At 66.4% G+C, this 18,722-nt stretch carries 15 protein-coding genes and 3 tRNA genes; 4 read left to right on the top strand and 14 right to left on the bottom strand.

The genetic code is table 11. The features are described 5' to 3' along the window. Positions 1–72 precede the first annotated feature (72 nt). The 7 genes from lepB to ASD55_RS10830 form a co-directional block, all read right to left on the bottom strand. Positions 73–969, bottom strand: coding sequence for a signal peptidase I (lepB, locus tag ASD55_RS10860; RefSeq protein ID WP_056718921.1), 897 nt, complete (start codon positions 967–969; stop codon positions 73–75). 44 nt (positions 970–1,013) lie between these two features. Next, positions 1,014–2,807 (bottom strand): translation elongation factor 4, encoded by a 1,794-nt coding sequence (gene lepA / locus ASD55_RS10855; protein WP_056719174.1) that lies wholly within the window; start codon positions 2,805–2,807, stop codon positions 1,014–1,016. 199 nt (positions 2,808–3,006) lie between these two features. After that, positions 3,007–4,482 (bottom strand): Do family serine endopeptidase, encoded by a 1,476-nt coding sequence (locus ASD55_RS10850; RefSeq protein WP_056766000.1) that lies wholly within the window; start codon positions 4,480–4,482, stop codon positions 3,007–3,009. A gap of 191 nt (positions 4,483–4,673) precedes the next feature. Next, a complete protein-coding gene (locus tag ASD55_RS10845; RefSeq protein ID WP_056765998.1) occupies positions 4,674–5,366 on the bottom strand; it encodes a sigma-E factor negative regulatory protein in 693 nt (230 codons plus the stop codon). After that, positions 5,363–5,956, bottom strand: a complete 594-nt coding sequence (gene rpoE / locus ASD55_RS10840) for an RNA polymerase sigma factor RpoE (RefSeq protein ID WP_007805322.1) — start codon at positions 5,954–5,956, stop codon at positions 5,363–5,365. The genes ASD55_RS10845 and rpoE overlap by 4 nt, the downstream gene beginning before the upstream one ends. Positions 5,957–6,171: 215 nt before the next feature. After that, positions 6,172–8,742 carry a bifunctional diguanylate cyclase/phosphodiesterase gene (locus ASD55_RS10835; protein ID WP_056765996.1) on the bottom strand — a complete coding sequence of 857 codons (2,571 nt, stop codon included), beginning with the start codon at positions 8,740–8,742 and terminating at the stop codon, positions 6,172–6,174. Between the two features lie 12 nt (positions 8,743–8,754). Beyond that, a complete protein-coding gene (locus ASD55_RS10830; RefSeq protein ID WP_056718912.1) occupies positions 8,755–9,249 on the bottom strand; it encodes a hypothetical protein in 495 nt (164 codons plus the stop codon). Positions 9,250–9,552: 303 nt separating this feature from the next. Between ASD55_RS10830 and ASD55_RS10825 the strand changes: the two genes are divergently transcribed. Further along, positions 9,553–11,640, top strand: a complete 2,088-nt coding sequence (locus ASD55_RS10825; RefSeq protein WP_056765994.1) for a 3-hydroxyacyl-CoA dehydrogenase NAD-binding domain-containing protein — start codon at positions 9,553–9,555, stop codon at positions 11,638–11,640. A 65-nt stretch (positions 11,641–11,705) separates the two neighbouring features. On the opposite strand, the gene ASD55_RS10820 is transcribed toward ASD55_RS10825, so the two are convergent. The 5 genes from ASD55_RS10820 to ASD55_RS10800 form a co-directional block, all read right to left on the bottom strand. Further along, positions 11,706–12,302: a DUF2058 family protein gene (locus tag ASD55_RS10820; protein ID WP_056765992.1), complete on the bottom strand. Its 597-nt coding sequence runs from the start codon at positions 12,300–12,302 to the stop codon at positions 11,706–11,708. A gap of 36 nt (positions 12,303–12,338) precedes the next feature. Next, complete coding sequence (locus tag ASD55_RS10815) at positions 12,339–12,563, bottom strand: SlyX family protein (protein WP_007805312.1); 225 nt, start codon at positions 12,561–12,563, stop codon at positions 12,339–12,341. After that, positions 12,560–13,903: a UDP-glucose/GDP-mannose dehydrogenase family protein gene (locus tag ASD55_RS10810; RefSeq protein ID WP_056766085.1), complete on the bottom strand. Its 1,344-nt coding sequence runs from the start codon at positions 13,901–13,903 to the stop codon at positions 12,560–12,562. Before ASD55_RS10810 ends, ASD55_RS10815 begins: the two co-directional genes overlap by 4 nt. Before the next feature lie 166 nt (positions 13,904–14,069). Next, positions 14,070–14,819: an FKBP-type peptidyl-prolyl cis-trans isomerase gene (locus ASD55_RS10805; RefSeq protein ID WP_056718905.1), complete on the bottom strand. Its 750-nt coding sequence runs from the start codon at positions 14,817–14,819 to the stop codon at positions 14,070–14,072. A gap of 192 nt (positions 14,820–15,011) precedes the next feature. After that, complete coding sequence (locus tag ASD55_RS10800) at positions 15,012–16,760, bottom strand: cation:proton antiporter (RefSeq protein ID WP_056765990.1); 1,749 nt, start codon at positions 16,758–16,760, stop codon at positions 15,012–15,014. 170 nt (positions 16,761–16,930) lie between these two features. On the opposite strand from ASD55_RS10800, the gene ASD55_RS10795 reads away from it, so the two are divergent. The 3 genes from ASD55_RS10795 (at position 16,931) to ASD55_RS10785 (ending at position 17,204) form a co-directional block, all read left to right on the top strand. Continuing rightward, a tRNA-Ala gene (locus ASD55_RS10795) sits at positions 16,931–17,006 on the top strand. 9 nt (positions 17,007–17,015) lie between these two features. Continuing rightward, positions 17,016–17,091: transfer RNA gene (locus tag ASD55_RS10790), tRNA-Glu, on the top strand. A 36-nt stretch (positions 17,092–17,127) separates the two neighbouring features. Continuing rightward, positions 17,128–17,204 (top strand) — tRNA-Asp (locus ASD55_RS10785). Positions 17,205–17,310: 106 nt separating this feature from the next. Here ASD55_RS10785 and ASD55_RS10780 read toward each other — a convergent pair. Further along, positions 17,311–17,796: a DUF1249 domain-containing protein gene (locus tag ASD55_RS10780; protein WP_056765988.1), complete on the bottom strand. Its 486-nt coding sequence runs from the start codon at positions 17,794–17,796 to the stop codon at positions 17,311–17,313. 37 nt (positions 17,797–17,833) lie between these two features. Further along, positions 17,834–18,649, bottom strand: coding sequence for a pyruvate, water dikinase regulatory protein (locus ASD55_RS10775; RefSeq protein WP_056765987.1), 816 nt, complete (start codon positions 18,647–18,649; stop codon positions 17,834–17,836). Positions 18,650–18,722 lie beyond the last annotated feature (73 nt).

Below are 18,722 nucleotides of genomic sequence, written 5' to 3'. Positions count from 1 at the left end.
CGGTGACGATGGCATGTGCAGGGCTTCGATCCGGTCACGCTTTGGCCGGCCGGACTCCGCCGGCCGGTCGCATCAATGGATGACCGTGCCGATCCGCGAGAAATCCACCCCGCCGGTGCCCCAGCCCTTCCAGCTCATCCAGATCAGGAACGCCTTGCCGGCCAGGTTCTGCTCCGGCATGCAGCCCCACCAGCGGCTGTCCAGGCTGTCGTTGCGGTTGTCGCCCATCACCAGGTAGCAACCGGCGGGCACCTTGGACGGCACGCGGTCGTTGGGGATGGAATTGGGCGTGTTGTAGGCGGGCATGCGCGCGATCATGTGGTTGAGCTTGCCCAAGTGCTCGGTCCACACCGTGGCGCCCATGTTCAGCATGGTCTCGTCGACGGTGCGCTGGGGATTGCCCACGTAGGGGCCGATCTCGTCCGCCGTGACGCGCTGGCCGTTCACCAGCAGCTCGTCGCCATGCACCTCGATGCTGTCGCCGGGCAGGCCGATGACGCGCTTGATCCAGTTCTGCGACGGCACCTTGGCATGCGGATCGGCGCAGCTCATGTCACCGCTGCGCACCAGCTTGCCGCCATCCCGGCACAGGTAGCCCGGAAAGCGGAACACCACCACGTCGCCCCGCTTCGGCTCGCCCAGGCTCACGAACTTGTCGTTGAACGCCGGCATGCGCAGGCCGTAGGCGAACTTGTTGACCAGGATGAAGTCGCCCACGTCGAGGGTCGGCATCATCGAGCCGGACGGAATCCGGAACGGCTCGGCCACGAACGAGCGCAGCACCAGCACCACCAGCACCACCGGGAACAGCGAGCGCGACCAGTCCACCACCGCCGGCTCGTGGTACTCCTCGCCCGCCGCGTCCAGATGCGCCTTGCGCTTCTTGTACAGGAACAGGCGGTCCAGCCCCCAGACCACGCCGAACAGCACGGTCAGGCCAAGCAGAATCGCCGAAAAATCAAAATCCATGTGGGGCTCCTATGGAGCCGGGAATTCCCGATTCCCGGCCGAAATCATTTATCCACTCTGAGTACGGCGAGGAAGGCTTCCTGGGGGATTTCCACCCGGCCCACCTGTTTCATGCGCTTCTTGCCTTCCTTCTGCTTCTCCAGCAACTTCTTCTTGCGGCTGACGTCGCCACCGTAGCACTTGGCCAGGACGTTCTTGCGCAACGCCTTGACGGTGGAACGGGCGATGATCTGCGCGCCGATCGCGGCCTGGATCGCCACGTCGAACTGCTGGCGCGGGATCAGGTCCTTCATCCGCTCGACCAGGTCGCGGCCGCGGCGGTCGGCATGGCTGCGGTGCACGATCAGGCTCAGCGCGTCGACGCGATCGCCGTTGATCAGCACGTCGGTGCGCACGAACGGGCCGGCCTCGAAGCGGTCGAAGTGGTAGTCCATCGAGGCGTAGCCGCGCGAGACGGATTTCAGGCGGTCGAAGAAGTCCATCACCACCTCGGCCAGCGGCATCTCGTAGCTGATCTGCACCTGGCTGGCCAGGTACTGGATCGAGCGCTGCACGCCACGCTTTTCCTCGCACAGGGTGATCACGTTGCCGATGTAGTCCGGCGGCGTGAGGATGTTCGCGATGATGATCGGCTCGCGGATCTCCGCCACCAGGCTGGTGTTGGTCGGCAGCTTGGCCGGGTTGTCCAGCAACATGGTGGTGCCGTCGCTTTTCAGGATCTCGTAGACCACGGTGGGCGCGGTGGTGATCAGGTCGAGGTCGTATTCGCGCTCCAGCCGCTCCTGCACGATCTCCATGTGCAGCATGCCGAGGAAGCCGCAGCGGAAGCCGAAGCCCATCGCCTCGGACGACTCCGGCTCGAAGAACAGCGCGGCGTCGTTGAGGCGCAGCTTGTCCAGCGCCTCGCGCATGGCCGGGTAATCGTCCGACGACACCGGGAACAGGCCGGCGAACACCCGCGGCTGCATGTGCTGGAAGCCGGGCAGCGCCTTGTCGGCCGGCTTGCCGGCATGGGTCAGCGTGTCGCCGACCGGCGCGCCGTGCACGTCCTTGATCGAGGCGTTGATCCAGCCCACCTCGCCCGCGCCGAGCTTGTCCAGCTTCTTGCGCTTGGGGGTGAACACGCCGACGTCGCCCACTTCGTGGGTGCGCCCGGTGGACATCACCAGCAGCTTGTCGCCGGACTTGATCTCGCCCTGCATCACGCGCACCAGCGACACCACGCCCAGGTAGTTGTCGAACCAGGAGTCGATGATCAGCGCCTGCAGCCTGTCGGTGTCGCGCGGCTGCGGCGGTGGGATGCGGGCGACGATAGCTTCCAGCACCTCGACCACGTTCAGCCCGGTCTTGGCGCTGATCGCCACCGCGTCGGTGGCGTCCACGCCGATCACCGCCTCGATCTCCAGCTTCACTTTTTCGACGTCGGCGGTCGGCAGGTCGATCTTGTTCAGCACCGGCACCACTTCCAGGCCCATCTCCACCGCGGTGTAGCAGTTGGCCACCGACTGCGCCTCGACACCCTGGGCGGCGTCCACCACCAGCAGCGCGCCCTCGCAGGCCGCCAGCGAACGACTGACCTCATAGGAGAAGTCCACGTGTCCGGGAGTGTCGATGAAGTTCAGCTGATAGGTCTTGCCGTTGCGCGCCTTGTACGGCAGCGACACCGACTGCGCCTTGATCGTGATGCCGCGTTCGCGCTCGATCGGATTGTTGTCCAGCACCTGCGCTTCCATCTCGCGGTCGGCCAGGCCGCCACAGATCTGGATGATGCGATCGGCCAGGGTGGACTTGCCGTGATCGATATGGGCAATGATGGAGAAGTTGCGGATCAATTCCATGGAGCGCAGGCGGCCTGTGGTCGAGCTGGGGCTGGGCACCACGCGATGGCGTGGCGGCGCTGCCGCGAGGCAACGCTAACCCGGCATTATCGCATGGGATCGCCGCCATCAGGCGATCGGGCAAGCGGCGTCACCCCGCCCCGGGATGACGCTGGTCGATGGTGGCCGGTCCGTGCCCGCCGAACCGGCCACCGGTACATCAATGATCCGCCGGCACCGTGAGCCCCACGAAATTGCTCTGCTCGCCCCGGCGCACCAGCAACAGCACCGTGCTGCCCGGCTTCACGCTCTTCGTGGCGGCCTCGAACTCGGCCACGCTGCCGACCTTCTGCTGGTTGACCATGGTGATCACGTCGCCGGCACGCAAACCGGCCTGCGCCGCGACCGGGCCGGTGATGTCGTCGATCACCACGCCCTGCCCCGCCTTCAGTCCCAGCTGACTGCGCGTGTCGCTGTCGATCGATTGCACGGTCAGCCCCAGCGCGGCCGAACCGGCCTGGCTGGACGACGGCGCCGAAGCGAGGTTGTTGACCGCGTTGCGATCACGCTTGGCCTCGCTGATGGTCACGTCGAGCGTCTGCTTCTTGCCGTTGCGCAGGATTTCCACCGGCACCTTGCTGCCCGGCTTGGTCATGCCGACCAGCGGCGGCAGGTCCGACGCCTGCTGCAGTGGCTGGCCGTTGTAGCTCAGGATGATGTCGCCAGGCTGGATGCCGGCCTTGGCCGCGCCACTGTCCGGACTGACGTCGACCACCGCGGCACCCGCGCCATTGTCGAGCTTGAACGCCTTGATGATGTCGTCATTGACCGGTTGCATGGTCACGCCCAGCATGCCGCGCGAGACGTAACCCTTGGACTTGAGCTGCTGCACGGCGCTCATCGCCACATCGATGGGAATCGAGAACGACACGCCGAGGTAATCGCCGGTGTTGGAATAGATCTGCGAGTTGACGCCCACCACGCGGCCCTGCAGATCGAACAGCGGACCGCCGGAATTGCCCCGGTTGATCGGCACGTCGGTCTGGATGAAGGAGGTATACGGCTGGTCACGCTGGCCCAGATTGCGCCCCACGGCGCTGACGATGCCCTGGGTCACCGTGTAGTCGAAGCCGAACGGCGAACCGATCGCCAGCACCCACTGGCCCGGCTTCAGGCTGCGCGAATCGCCCAGCTCCACCGCCGGCAGGTCGCCACCGGCATCGACCTTGAGCAGGGCGATGTCGTAGGTCGGGTCGGTGCCGATCACTTTCGCGGTCAGCGTGCGCCGGTCCTGCAGGCGCACGGTGACCTTGTCCGCGTGATCGACCACGTGGTTGTTGGTGAGGATGTAGCCGTCACGGGAAATGATGAAGCCCGAACCCAGCGAGGTGTGCTTCTGCTGCTGCGGCGAGGGCATCATCGGCATGCCGAAGAAGCGGCGCAGGATCTCGGCTTGCGGATCATCGGGCCCGCCCTGGCCGGGCATCATCCGCGGACCGCGCCCGCCATAACTGTCGGGTTGTTCGCCGGTGTACTTCGCTTCCACGTGGACGACGGCCGGCGCGTTCTTCTGCACGATGCCGGTGAAATCCGGCAAGGCCGCCGCGCCGCCCGGTGCCTGCGCCTGCACCACGCCGACACTGGCGACGCCCAGCAAGGCGCAGCACGCCAGGCTGCGCAGGATGGAATGATTCATGGCTCCTCCTCAGGTTGACTCAAGCCGGACCGGCCTGAAATGGACTGGATGGTTCCGAAATGATTCCCGGCAAGCCACCGAGGCCCGCGCATTCCGCAGGCCATCCCGCGCACGGCAGCGGCCGGCCCTTGCGGAACCCGGGTGGTGGCGTGCATCGAAAACGGGCCGCGGGAACGACACGCGGACCCGAGCTATTGCGCGACGGCGGATGCCCTGCGCGACGCGTCGTCCGGCGCGGAGATCCGCTGCTGCTCCGGATCGAGCAGCAACAGGTAGCTGCCGTCGTTGTTTTCCAGCGTGCGGTAACGCGGCATCGACGGGTAGCCCGACAGCCGCCTTGCATAGTTCGACGGGCTCTGCCCGAACGGCGAGCCCAGCGTGGCCGAGGCCTGCTGGCTGAGCAGGCCAGCCGAATTGCCGCTGAGCCACGGCGGCACGGCCGCGGGCGCGGTCGGCTTGGCAGCCGCGGCCAGGCTGGTGACGCTGCTGGTCTGACTGGTATTGGCCGAGGCGGTGACCTGTTCCAGCTCACCGCTCGAGCGCGGCTGGCCGACCATCAACGCGGCCGCAGCCACGCTGGCGGCGATCGCCCCACCCGCGGACCAGCGCAACCAGTGATGGCGCCGGGCGGGAGTCGCGGTGACCGCGGCCGCTTCCTGCTCGATCGCGCGCATCACGCGGTCGGCAAAGTCGACGCTGGCCACGGCCGGGAATTCCCGGCGCAGGCTGTCGCGCGCCACATGGTAGGGAGACCAGGCGGCCTGCAGGGAGGCATCGTGGTCGAGACGGCGCAGCAGGAACCGCAGCTGCTCCTTCGACAACTCGCCATCGATGCCCGCGGAAAGACTCTCCCGGGTGTCCTGATTCATGCCTGCCTGATTCATGTCTGATCCTCGCGGTCCGACAAAAGTGGCCGCAGTTTTTCGTCGATCGCCTCGCGTGCCCGAAAGATGCGCGAACGCACCGTACCGATCGGGCAGCCCATCGCTTCGGCGATTTCATCGTAGCTGAGACCATCCACTTCGCGCAGCGTGATGGCGGTCCGCAGTTCTTCGGGCAACGCTTGGACAGTGGAAAACACGGATTGTTCAATTTCCTGGCGCATCAGCTCGCGCTCGGGCGTGGCGCTGTCGTGCATGCGCTCGGCGCCGGCCATGAACTCGGCGTCGTCGGCGTCGATGTCGCCCGAAGGCGGCCGACGCCCCATCGCCACCAGATGATTCTTGGCGGTGTTCACCGCGATCTTGTACAGCCAGGTGTAGAACGCGCTGTCGCCCCGGAACGAGCCGATGGCCCGCCAGGCGCGGATGAAGGACTCCTGGGCGATGTCCTCGCATTCGGCATGGCTGCGCACGTAGCGCGAGACCAGCCCGATCACCTTGTGCTGGTACTTGCGCACCAGCAGGTCGAAGGCCCGCCTGTCTCCCTGCTGGACACGCTCGACCAGCGCGCGATCCAGTTCGTTTTCGCCCATCCGGGCCGTATCCGTCGTCAATGCCGTCATCCGCTGCGGGAGCTTGTTTTGAACTGAACGCGGCGCTCAGACCACGGCCCGGCGCCCTAGTTCACCTAGAACATGAAGTAGCAGGCCCCACCTTAACGCACAGCCCGTTGGCTGGTTGTCATGCCGGATGCGCCACCCCGACCCGTGACGGGTATCGGTCAGTAATGGGGGCGCTGGCAGTCCACTCAAGCCAGCTCGGCCGCGCGCCCTTCCAGCAGGCGCTGCCGCTCGGCCAGCAGCTTGTCGAAGCTGATCGGCGGCAGCGGGCGGCAGAACAGGTAACCCTGCAGCTCGTCGCAGCCGTTCGTGCGCAGGAACTGCAGGTGCTGCTCGATCTCCACGCCCTCGGCCACCACCGCCCGGTTCAGCCGATGCGCCATCTCGATGGTGGCCCGCACGATCGCCTCGTCATCCGGGTCCACCCCGATGTTGCGCACGAAGCTCTGGTCGATCTTGATGCGGTCGGCGGGCAGCCGGCGCAGGTAATCCAGCGACGCGGCGCCGGTGCCGAAATCGTCGATCGCGATATGGCAGCCCAGCCGGTGCAGCGCGTTGAGGTTCTCGACCAGGTTGGGCGCCTCCTTGATGCTGATGCTTTCGGTGACTTCCATTTCCAGCAGGGTCGGGTCCAGCCCGGTATCGCGCAGCACGGCCGCGACCGTGTCCAGCAGGTGCGGCTCCATCAACTGCACCGCCGACAGGTTCACCCCCAGGCGCAGGCGCAGACCGTAACGCTGCTCCCACTCTTTCGCCTGGCGGCAGGCCGTGCGCATCACCCATTCGCCGATCGAGACGATCAGGCCGGTCTCCTCGGCCAGCGGGATGAACACCGCCGGGCTGATCATGCCCAGTTCGGGATGTTCCCAGCGCACCAGCGCCTCCATCCCCACGATGTCCTCGGTCTCGGTATTGACCTGCGGCTGGTAGACCACGCGCAGTTCGCCATTGCCCTCGGCGTGGCGCAGGCGGGTCTTCAGCGCCATGCCATGCTGCTGGGCATATTCCGGGCTGATCTCGTAGATCTGGAAGGTGTTGCGGCCCTGGTGCTTGGCCGCGTACATCGCCTCGTCCGCGTGCTTGAGCAGGGTCGCCGCGTCGCCGGCGTCGTCCGGGAAGAAGCTCAGCCCCATCGACGCGGTCACCTGCAGCTCGGTGCCGTCCTCCAGGTACAGCGGCGTCTCCATCACCTGCACGATCTTCTCGGCCACCCGCATCACGTCGTCGTTCTTGACGATGTGCCGCAGCACGATGGTGAACTCGTCGCCGGCGTAGCGCGCCACCGTATCGGAGGCGCGGATGCTGCCGCACAGGCGCTGGGTGACCGTGCGCAATACCTGGTCGCCGGCCGCGTGGCCGTAGGTGTCGTTGATCGCCTTGAAGCGGTCGAGGTCGACGAACAGCACGGCGAAGCACTCGCCGTTGCGGGTGGCCTCGCGGATGATCGTTTCCAGTCGATCGTTGAACAGCAGGCGGTTGGGCAGGCCGGTCAGGGCGTCGACGAGGCCTTCGGCGCGGCCCTGCTCGCGGGTGCGGCCCAGCTCCAGCATCTGGGCGAAGCGCGCGACCGCGCAGCGCAACACCGGTTCGATGATGCTCATCTCGCCGAAGCCGCGGCGCGTGCCCGCGAGCATCGCGCCCAGCACGGTATGCCTTTCGTCGTACAGCGGCAGTCCGGCGAAGCCGGCCAGTTCGAGCTGTTGCAGCAGCGGGTCGATCGGCGCCAGGCGCTTGGCATCGGTCCGGTACAGGATCGACTTCCCGGCCAGCACCAGTTGCAGCGAACTCTGCAATTGCGCCGGCGGCCAGGCCACATCCTCGCCACTCCACAACTGCAGCATCTGGTTGGGCGCTTCCGCCCCTTCGTGCCGGGCCGACCAGACAGCCAGGTAGTCCAGCCCCAGCTCGTCGAACAGCAGGCGTCCGGCAGCGCTCTGGGCGTCGACGCCGCTGGTCGAGGCAAAAATGCGCGACAGCAATGACAACGCCGCCTCGGCCCGGAGGTCGGCGCGATCGCTGCGGAACATCAGCGCCAGCGCGTCACGCCCGGCATGCCGGATGCGCCGCACGCTGGCCTGGCCGGTGTCCGCGCCTTGCGCCGACTTGCGCTGGCACGGGTACCAGTTGCGGTTGGCCTCGGTCAGCACCTGGCTGATCGCGATGCCTTCGAAGCGCAACACCTGGGCCAGCGACAGGCCCTGCCACTGGTCGACGTGGATGCGGCTGTGCCTGCCCACGGTGGGACTGACTTCAAGCAAGCGGCCGCTCTGCGCGTCGACGATCAGCCATTCGCCTTCGCCTTCCTCGAAGGTGAAACGGTAGCCATCGGGCTCGACCATCGCTTCGGGCACAGGCGGCAGCACACGCGCACGCATGCCTTCCGGCGCCAGCGAACGCCGCCAGCGGGGAATGAGTTCGTCGGAGATGTTCCAGGCGGAAAGCCAGTCGGCGATGCCGGGCGGAAGGTCCGCCGGCCCGAAGGTCGCCTCGTCCGCCAGCACCACGATCAACGGCGTTTCGGCCGCACCGGGCAGGTGTCGCAGTTGTTCGCAGGCGTGGCGTGCCTGCTGCGCGTCGCCGGCCAGCACGATCACCAGCAACTGCAGGGGCGGCAACGGCGGCCGCCCCTCGAGCAGGATCGCCGCGTGCGGGACATCGCGCGCACTGTAGATCTGCGGGTAACCCGCCTGGTCGAGTGCGTCGAACAGGTTGCGCCGCAGTTCGCGCTGCGCTGCGACCACCAGGATGCCGGAGTTCATCGTGTCCTCGCCTCAGACCAGCCAGCGGCCGTCACGCAGGCGCAGGCGCCGGGGCTGGCTGTCCTGGCTGCCGATGTGCGTGGCCAGATCGCCCAGGTGCTCGGTCAGCGCGGCGGGCGCGTCGATCAGGACCACCCGGCGCAGATGCCCCTTGGGGGCGCGCGCCAGCTGGCGCAGCAGGGTGCCGTCCATCGCCGACAGCGGCAGCTCGAGTCCGAGCAGGAAGTACACGCCGAAATGCATGCTCTGCTGCATGTAGCGCAGCGCATTGCCCAGCCGCTGGCAATCCGGCACGCGCACGTGGGCGTCGCGCAGGCTGCCCAGTCCGGTATCGGGCTGCCACAGGTAGACGGCCTGGCCGGTATGCCGCGCGATCGCGCGAAACTGATCGATCAGGGCGTGCACGTCCTGGCTGTCCAGCACCACCAGGCCGCTGGGTGCGGCCAGGATGCGTTCGAAGATCTCGTTGCCGGCTTGCACGGGAACGGAGGCGATTGTCGAATTCATTGCGTCCCCGTGCGGCGGCGGTGAAGCCATGGAGTCAGCCAACCCGCGACTGCCTGGATGAATGATGGGAACGAGCCCGCTGGTTGCCACGTTGACCGGAGTGCGTCGGATCATCCCTGTCCCTGCCCATTCGCCGGTCGTCCCGTGACCTGCACCGCCGTAGCCCGTAGCAACCTCGGTGCCAACGGATGATGGCCGATTTCACACCGGCACCGGCGCACGGTCAAGCAGATGTGTCACATCTCGCAATCATGGCGTCGGGACGGTATGGTTCAGGCCTCCTCCACCACACCGTATCGACCCATGTTCGAAGGACTGCGCTTCAACCACTGGAAGACCAGCGAAAGCGAGGATGGCATCGTCACGCTGACCCTGGATCGCGCCAACAGCAGCGTCAACGCGATTTCCCGCGCGGTGCTGGACGAACTGGAGCAGATCGTCGAGCGCCTGGCCATCGAGAAGCCGGCCGGTGTGGTGATCCACTCGGCCAAGGCCTCGGGGTTTGCCGTGGGCGCCGACATCAAGGAATTCGTCGAGTACGCGAAACACGACACGGTGCTGGAGAACATCGAGCACGGCCAGCGCGTCTACGAGGCATTGGCCCGCCTGCCCTGTCCCACCGTGGCTGCCGTGCACGGCGCCTGCATGGGCGGCGGCACCGAGCTGATCCTGGCCTGCCGCCAGCGCATCGCCGTCGACGACGAGAAAACGCGGATCGCCCTGCCCGAAGTGATGCTGGGCATCCACCCGGGCTGGGGCGGCACCGCGCGCCTGCCGCGCCTGATCGGCGCCACCGAGGCGCTGCCGGTGATGCTGACCGGCAAGGCACTGTCGGCAAAGCGCGCCCTGGGCCTGGGCGTGGTCGACCGGCTGGCACGTCCGGACGAGCTGCTGAGCGAGGCACGCCTGCTGCTGCGCCGTCCCGCGACGCGGCCGTTCGCCCGCCGCGCCAGGGCCTGGGCCACCAATACCTGGCTGGCCCGGCAGATCCTGGCGCCGATCGTGCTGAAGCAGACTGCGGCCAAGGTGCGCAAGGAGCACTACCCCGCGCCGTTCGCGATGATCGAGGTGTGGAAGCGTGGCGGTTCCGGCATCAGCCAGCGGCTGAAACTCGAGGCACGCTCGGTGGCGAAGCTGGCGACCACGCCGACGGCGCAGAACCTGATCCGGATTTTCTTCCTGCAGGAACGCCTGAAGGGCCAGGGCGCCGGCGCCGACGCGCAGATCAGGCACGTGCATGTGGTCGGTGCCGGCGTGATGGGCGGCGACATTGCCGCCTGGGCTGCGTTCAAGGGCTTCGAGGTGACCCTGCAGGATCGCGAGATGAAGTTCATCCAGCCGGCGCTGGATCGTGCCCGCACCCTGTACGAGAAGAAGCTGAAGTCCGCCGACAAGGTCGAGGCGGCGATGCAGCGCCTGCGCGCCGATGTCGACGGCAGCGGCGTGGAGGCGGCCGACCTGGCCATCGAGGCGATCTACGAGAACGCCGAGGCCAAGGAGGCGTTGTACGCCACCATCGAGCCCCAGTTCCAGGCGGACGAGATTCTCGCCAGCAACACCTCCAGCATCCCGCTGGACGAACTGCGCAAGAACCTGGCCGCGCCGCAGCGCTTCCTGGGCCTGCACTTCTTCAATCCGGTGGCGCAGATGCCGCTGGTGGAAGTGGTGCGGCATGACCGGCTCGATCCGCTGATCGAGAAACGCGCGCTGGCATTCTGCAAGGCCATCGGCAAGTTGCCGGTGGCGGTCAAGGGCACGCCGGGGTTCCTGGTCAACCGCATCCTGATGCCCTACCTGCTGGAAGCGCTGCGCCTGTACAGCGAAGGCGTGCCCGGCCCGGTGCTGGACCGCGTGGCGAAGAAGTTCGGCATGCCGATGGGGCCGATCGAACTGGCCGACACCGTCGGCCTGGACGTATGCGCATCGGTCGGCCGCGAACTGGCGCCGTTCCTCGGGCTGGAGTTGCCGCCGGGGCTGGACGACAAGCTGGAGGCCGGCAAGCGCGGCAAGAAGGATGGCCAGGGCCTGTATGTCTGGCAGGACGGCAAGCCGCAGAAACCCGAAGTACCCCAGGATTACGTGACGCCACCCGACCTGGCCGACCGGATGATCCTGCCGATGGTCAACGAGGCGATCGCCTGCCTTGCCGATGGCGTGGTGGATGATGCCGACCTGCTGGATGCCGGCGTGATCTTCGGCACCGGTTTCGCGCCGTTCCGGGGCGGCCCGATCCAGTACACGCGCAGCGAAGGCGCCGACAAGCTCAAGGCAAGGCTAGAGGAGCTGGCGCAGCGCCATGGCGACCGCTTCAAGCCGAAGAAGGGCTGGGACGATCCGACGCTGGCGCAAGGCGGCTTCGAACTGCCGGCTTCTCCCAGCCACTCAACCTGAGATACCGCATCACGTTCACAAGAGAGCCCGGCATGCCGGGCTCTCTTCATGAGCTCATGCCGCCATCACCACATCAGGTCGTCCGGTACGCCATCGTCACCGATGCCGGACGCCGCCGGGTCGACCAGCAAGGCCAGCTGGTGTGCGTCGATGGCGCGGACCTGCTCGGCAATCTCGCGCGCCACCAGCAGATAACGACCACCGTGCTGGACCACGCCCAGCTCGCCGGCATTCAGCGCGGCAAGCTGCGGGGCATCCACATGCACCCGGCGGATCTTGCCGCCGTACTCGAAATTGCGCGGCTGGTCGGCATCGGCCTTGTTCAGCGCCTTGCCATCCAGCAACTGCTGGATCTTCTGCTTGCGCTCGCGGCGCAGCCGGGCCTGTTCGGCCGCCTCCTGCTCGATCTGCTTGCGCTCCCGCGTCTCGGTTTGCGCGCGCAACGCATAAGCCCTGGCCAGGTCGATGTCCTGCTGGCTGCGGCCGGCCGCAGGCGGCTGCGGCTTGGCACCGGGCTTGGCGCCAGGCTTGCCACCGGGCTTGCCGCCGTGGCGCGCCGGCTTGCCGGGCGACGGCGCCCGCTTCGGCTCGCGGGGGCGTTCGGGTTGAACCTGTTTGACGATGCCGCTCTTGAGCAGCTGATCGCGCAGGGAATCGGCCATGCGGTTATTCCGTGATCGTTGGATACAAGTTTTCGGTCAGTAATGCGGCGGCGGCGGTTCGTCGTGCGCGTCGCTGCCCTGGGCGACCCGCATCGATGCCATTTCGCCGCGCAGATCGCGCAACGCGCGCTCCAGCGCAGCGATCCGCTGCGACTGGTCAGCGTCCGCCGTGGTCAATGCCTGGACGGCTTCGTCGATGAAGGTCAGCTTGACCTCCATCTCGTCCAGCCGCTGCTCGAACATCGCACGCTGGTCGTTCATGGCGATGACTGCAGGCTGCGCCCGCGCCCGATGCCGTAATAGGCCAGCCCAGCCTCCTCCACCACCGCCGGATCGTACAGATTGCGGCCGTCGAAGATCGCCGGTTCGGCCAGCGCCCCGCGGATGGCGGCGAAGTCCGGGCTGCGGAACGCCTTCCACTCGGTGACCACGGCCAGCACGTCGGCACCCTGCACGGCTTCCATGGCGTCGCCGCACAACACCAGGTCCGCGCGATCGCCGTACAGGCGCTGCGTTTCCGCGCGCGCTTCCGGATCGAACGCACGCACGCTGGCGCCGGCTTCCCACAGCAACTCCATCAGTCGCCGGCTGGACGCCTCGCGCATGTCGTCGGTGTTGGGTTTGAACGCCAGCCCCCACAGCGCGATCGTGCGACCGGCCAACTGGCCGTCGAAGTGGCGCGAGATCAGCTCGAACAGCTTGCCCTTCTGCTGCCGGTTGACCGCCTCGACCGCGCCCAGCAGCCGGGCGTCATAGCCGTAGGCATGGGCGGTGCGCTCCAGCGCCTGCACGTCCTTGGGAAAACACGAACCGCCGTAGCCGGCGCCCGGGTAGATGAAGCTGTAACCGATGCGCGGGTCCGAGCCGATGCCCTGGCGCACCAGTTCCACGTCGGCGCCCACCCGCTCGGCGATGTTCGCGATCTCGTTCATGAAACTGATCTTGGTGGCCAGCATCGCGTTGGCGGCATACTTGGTCAGCTCGGCCGACCGCTCGTCCATCACCACCATGCGATCGTGGTTGCGATTGAACGGCGCGTACAGCTTGCGCAACACCGCCACCGCCCGTGCACTGGACGTGCCCACCACGATGCGGTCCGGGCGCAGGCAGTCTTCCACCGCGGCGCCTTCCTTGAGGAACTCCGGGTTGGAGACCACGTCGAATTCCACCGTCGCGTTGCGCGCCTTCAATTCACCAGCCACCGCCTCGCGCACCCGATCGGCGGTGCCGACCGGCACGGTCGACTTGTTCACCACCACGGCGTAGTGATCCAGGTGGCGGCCAATGGTGCGGGCCACGGCCTGCACGTATTGCAGGTCGGCGCTGCCATCCTCGTCCGGCGGCGTGCCCACGGCGATGAAGATCAATTCGGCATGCGCGATCGCCGGCGCCGCGTCGGTGGTGAAATCGAGCCGGCCGCCGGCATGGTTGCGGCGCACGATCGCCTCGAGTCCGGGTTCGAAGATCGGGATCTCGCCGTGCTTCAGGCGCTCGACCTTGCCCGCATCGATATCCACGCAAACCACCTTGTTGCCCATTTCCGCCAGGCAGGCACCGGTGACCAGGCCGACATAGCCGGTACCGAAGATAGTGACATTCATCATCGTGGTGACGATTCCCGCAAAAGTTGGACGTCCATTCTAACCGCCGCCGCGACCGCTTCGATCCGGTCACCGCGATTCCCGCAAACGCGAAGGGGCGCGAATCGCTTCGCGCCCCTTCGTGAAACTTGCGCCGGAGTCGCCTCCGGCAACTGCTTCGTGATGCTTACTTGCCGCCCGGAGCGGCGCCTGCCGGCGTCGGACCCGTCTTGACCAGGGTCACGTCGAAGATCAGCGTGGCGTTCGGCGGCATCGGCGGCTGCGGCTCGGCGCCGTAAGCCAGCGAGGACGGGATGAACAGCTTGTAATGACCACCGGTCTGCATCAGCTGCAGGCCCTCGCGGAAGCCCGGGATCACGCCAGCCAGCGGAATCTTGGCTGCGCCCGGCGGGTTGTGCTTGGCCGAGGCATCGAACACCTGGCCGTTGATGAAGGTACCGGTGTAGTTGATCTCGACCGTGTCGTTCGGACCCGGGCGAGCGCCCGTGCCCTGGCTGATCACCTGGTACTGCAGGCCCGACGCGGTCGTCTTCACGCCCGGCGCGCTCTTGTTCTTGGCCAGGAAGGCGTCGCCTTCGGCCTTGTTCTTGGCCGCCAGCTTGGTCATCTCGGCCTGGTACTTGGCCTGGATCTTGGCCATGAAGGCGTCGTGCACCTGCTTGGCTTCGGTATCGCTCATGGTCGGCTTCTGGCCGGACAGCGCCGCCTTCACCGCGTTGGCCACGGCGGTCGGATCCAGTTCGTCGCGCATGATCGGCGGAACCTGGGAAGCAATTTCCCAACCCACAACGTAGCTGGCCTTGGCCTTGTCGACGGTGCCGGCAGCGCCAGTCGTCTGGGCGGCAACGGAGGCCGTCATGCCCAGCGCAACGGCCATCGCGGCCGCCGTCAGCGTGGGACGCAGAAAGTGCTTCATTCGTAACTCCCTCATGTATGGATGTGCCGACACTGCCGGCCGGGCCCCCCCGATGGAGGCAGGCCTCGCATTGTGCGGTGCTTGTCAGATCTTGGCAACGATCGGGCGATCAGACCGTCATTCGCGATAAAGGTTCATTCCGGCGCCCCGCTCGGGGACCCTCGCCAGGCCCGGCGGGAAGCTGCCACGCCCTCACGGGCCGGGCTTTTCGAGGGTTTCCTTCAGGGCGGCCTGCAGCCGCGCATGCATTCTCACCAGACCTCGCCACAGCACCACCGCCACCACCACCACCAGCACCACCAGCGACAAGGCGATCCCGCGCGGCGGCAGGATCGCCGAACTGAGCCCGCTGACCAGCAGCGCCAGCGCCAGCAGCGTGACCAGCGGAATGACCCGCGCCAGCACGTTGCGGATCGCCTGGGTGTACGAACCCGCAAACCGCTCGCGGATGCCGATTTCCGCCAGCACCATGCCCAGCGCCTCCGCCTTGCGGTACACGGCGATCAGCATGGGCAGCGACAGGAACAATGCGCAGGCCCATATCAGGGTGTGGCGCAGTTCCCGATCGATGCCGAGCATCGAGAACCAGCTCCAGTTGTGCGCATTGACGTAGGCGCCGACGATGAACAGCGCCACCACCAGCAGTACGTTGATGCCGATGTGCCAGAGCAGGCGCCGGAAGATGGCCGCGATGGCCGCATTCTCGTTGACCGGCTTGAGGTTCTCCAGCCAGCCGTTGTAGCTGCTGGCCAGCAGGATCAGCGAGCGCGGCGTCACCCGCCGCAAGCCATTGGCCAGGCTCTCGGCGGACCGGTTCAGGTACGGCGACGCTGCCATGCACAGCACCGACACGGCCACCGCGATCGGATAGATGAAATCGCTGACCACGCCCAGCGACAGACCTAGCGTGGCGATGACGAACGAGAATTCGCCGATCTGCGCCATGCCCAGGCCCGAGCGCAGCGCCGTGCGCGGATCATGGCCCACGATGAAGATGCCCAGGCTGCAGGCCAGGGTCTTGCCGACGATCACCACGGCCGCGATGAGCAGGGCCGGCAAGGCGTACTGCAGCAGCATCGAGGGATCGATCTTCAAGCCGATCGCCACGAAGAACAGCGCCGCGAACATGTCGCGCAACGGCTCCACCAGATGCAGCACCCGCCCCACGCTGCGCGACTCGGCCACCACCGCGCCGGCCAGGAAGGCACCCAGCGCGACACTGAAACCCATCCACACCGCGAACAGGCTGGCGCCGAAGCAGATGCCCAGCACGCTGACCAGCAAGGTCTCGTCGCGATCGAAGCTCGCCACGTAATCCACCAGGCGAGGCAGCAGCAGCAGACCCAGGATCATCCCCACGATCACGAACAGGCCCAGGTGACCCACCAGGGCCAGCGCCGTGTCGGCCTGCACCGACCCACCGATCGCCACCGCCGTGAGCAGGGTCAGCATCACGATGGTCAGCATGTCCTCGGCCACCAGCAGGCCCGTCACCAGTTGCGCGAACTTCTGCTGGCGCTGCCCCGACTCGGCCAGCGTGCGCGTGGCCACCATCGTCGAGGACAACGAAATGATCGCGCCGAGAAACAGCGCGTCCGTGCCGGACCAGCCGAACAGACCGCCGATGCCATAGCCGATCCACAACATCAGCCCCACTTCCGCGACCGCCACGGCCAGCACGCCGATGCCGACCTCGCGCAACTTGCGCACGCTGAATTCCAGGCCCAGGGTGAACATCAGCAGGACCACGCCGAGATTGGAAATGTCGTCGATGGCGCGCGCATCGCCCACCAGCACGCCCGGCGTATGCGGCCCGATCAGCACGCCAGCCAGGATGTAGCCCAGCAGCACCGGTTGCCGCATCCTCTGGAACACGATCGTGGTGGCGCCCGCCACGATCATCACGATGGCAAGATCACGAATGAAGCCGATTTCGTGCATTCATCAACTCTCTGGAACCCGAGGGATCGCTCCAGCTTAAACGAAGGAAAGGCGGCACTCGCCTGCGCGCACGAGTGCGTCGTCGACACGCCAGCACTTCGTGATCGAAAGTGTGAAAAAAAGCTTGACGGAATTCCGGAGCGCACCTATTCTTCTCGGCTTCCAGCGGCGGGGCCATAGCTCAGCTGGGAGAGCGCCTGCATGGCATGCAGGAGGTCGGCGGTTCGATCCCGCCTGGCTCCACCAACTTGAATTGTCCCCATCGTCTAGAGGCCTAGGACACCACCCTTTCACGGTGGACACCGGGGTTCGAATCCCCGTGGGGACGCCAAGTTGGCTCGCACAGCTGGAAGAAGCAACACAATGCGGAGTGGTAGTTCAGTTGGTTAGAATGCTGGCCTGTCACGCCGGAGGTCGCGGGTTCGAGTCCCGTCCACTCCGCCACTATTCAAACAAGAAGCCCGCCTAGCGCGGGCTTTTTGCTGCGTGGTGATTTTGCGCACTGCTCCGTGTGTGCAGGAACCAGGAAGCGGCACACGTTTATGAAGCCCTATTTCCGACTGCCCTCGCTCGACTCCGGCTGCGGCTCCAGGGTGCCGACGGAATGGCCTTGCTCGACGAGGTATTCCAGCCAGCGCGACAGGAATCCGTTCATCCGCAAGCGGTGCTGAAACACCGAATGCGCCGGCGGAAACGGACCCAGCACCTGCCACAGGTGCCGCCCGGGATGGCAATGCAGCGCCTCGGCCACATGCGCGTCGGTATACATGCGCAACTGTGCCGACGGCGCACGCGTGCCGGTATCGATGTCGACGAAATCGTAGGTAAGTTCCAGTTCCAGGGTGTACGGATGACGCTCCTGCACGGACAGGTGGACGTCGAGACCGTCGTCCACGTTCGACACGTAACGCCCCGGCGCCAGCTGCTGTGGCTGGAACAGTCGCGTCAGGCGATGGTAATTCTCGGCGTACAGCCCCATCAGGAACTCGAATCGTCCCGGTAGCAGGCTGCGGCGGTTGTCCAGTACGGCACTCATCGGGGATGTACGAACTCCAGTGGGCGGGCCAGGGTTTTCAGAACATGGTTCGCTCGATGCCGAAGCGATCGAAGATCTTGCTGGCGATTTCCTCGATCGACACATGGGTGGTGTTGAGGCTGGGAATGCCGGCCTGGCGCATCAGGCGATCGGCCTGCTCCAGCTCCCAGCGGCATTGCTGCAAGGTGGCGTAGCGGCTGCCGGCTCGGCGCTGTTCGCGGATCTGCGCCAGGCGCACCGGATCGATGGTGAGGCCATACAGCCGATCCTTGTACGGACGCAGACGCGCCGGCAATTCGAGCTTCTCGAGGTCCTCGTCGGTCAGCGGATAGTTGGCGGCGCTGACGCCGTAATGCAAGGCCATGTAGAGACAGGTCGGCGTCTTGCCCGAGCGCGACACGCCGACCAGGATCAGGTCCGCCTCGGCATAGTTCACGTCGATGCCGTCGTCGTGCGACAGCGCGTAGTTGGTCGCGTTGATGCGCGCCTCGTACTTGTCGAAATCGACCATGCCATGCGACCGGTTGACCGCACCCGAGCGCTTGGTGGACAGCTCTTCCTCGAGCGGGCCGATAAACGGTGCAAACACGTCCAGCATCAGCGCACCGCTGGCGGCGACGATCTCGCACAGGGCGCGTTCGGCCATGGTGTTGACCACGATCGGGCGCTGGCCGGTCTGCGCATAATTGGTCTTGATGCGCAGTGCGGCAGCCTCCGCCTTGTGCGCGTTGTCGGTGAAAGGCAAGCGATGCTTGTCGAACTGCACGCCTTCGAACTGCGCCAGGATGCTGTTGCCGATGGTCTCCGCGGTAATCCCGGTGGAGTCCGAAATGAAGAATACGGTTCGATGCATGCGTGGCCCTGATGGCAGATGGCGGATGGCGTCTGGCCGCACCTTAGCAGGTTGTGGCGTGCATTCTGAGGCG

Source organism: Rhodanobacter sp. Root561 (assembly GCF_001427365.1).
Lineage (GTDB): Bacteria > Pseudomonadota > Gammaproteobacteria > Xanthomonadales > Rhodanobacteraceae > Rhodanobacter.
Note: the sequence above shows the minus strand (reverse complement) of the source record. Positions and strands in the feature narration are given on the sequence as shown.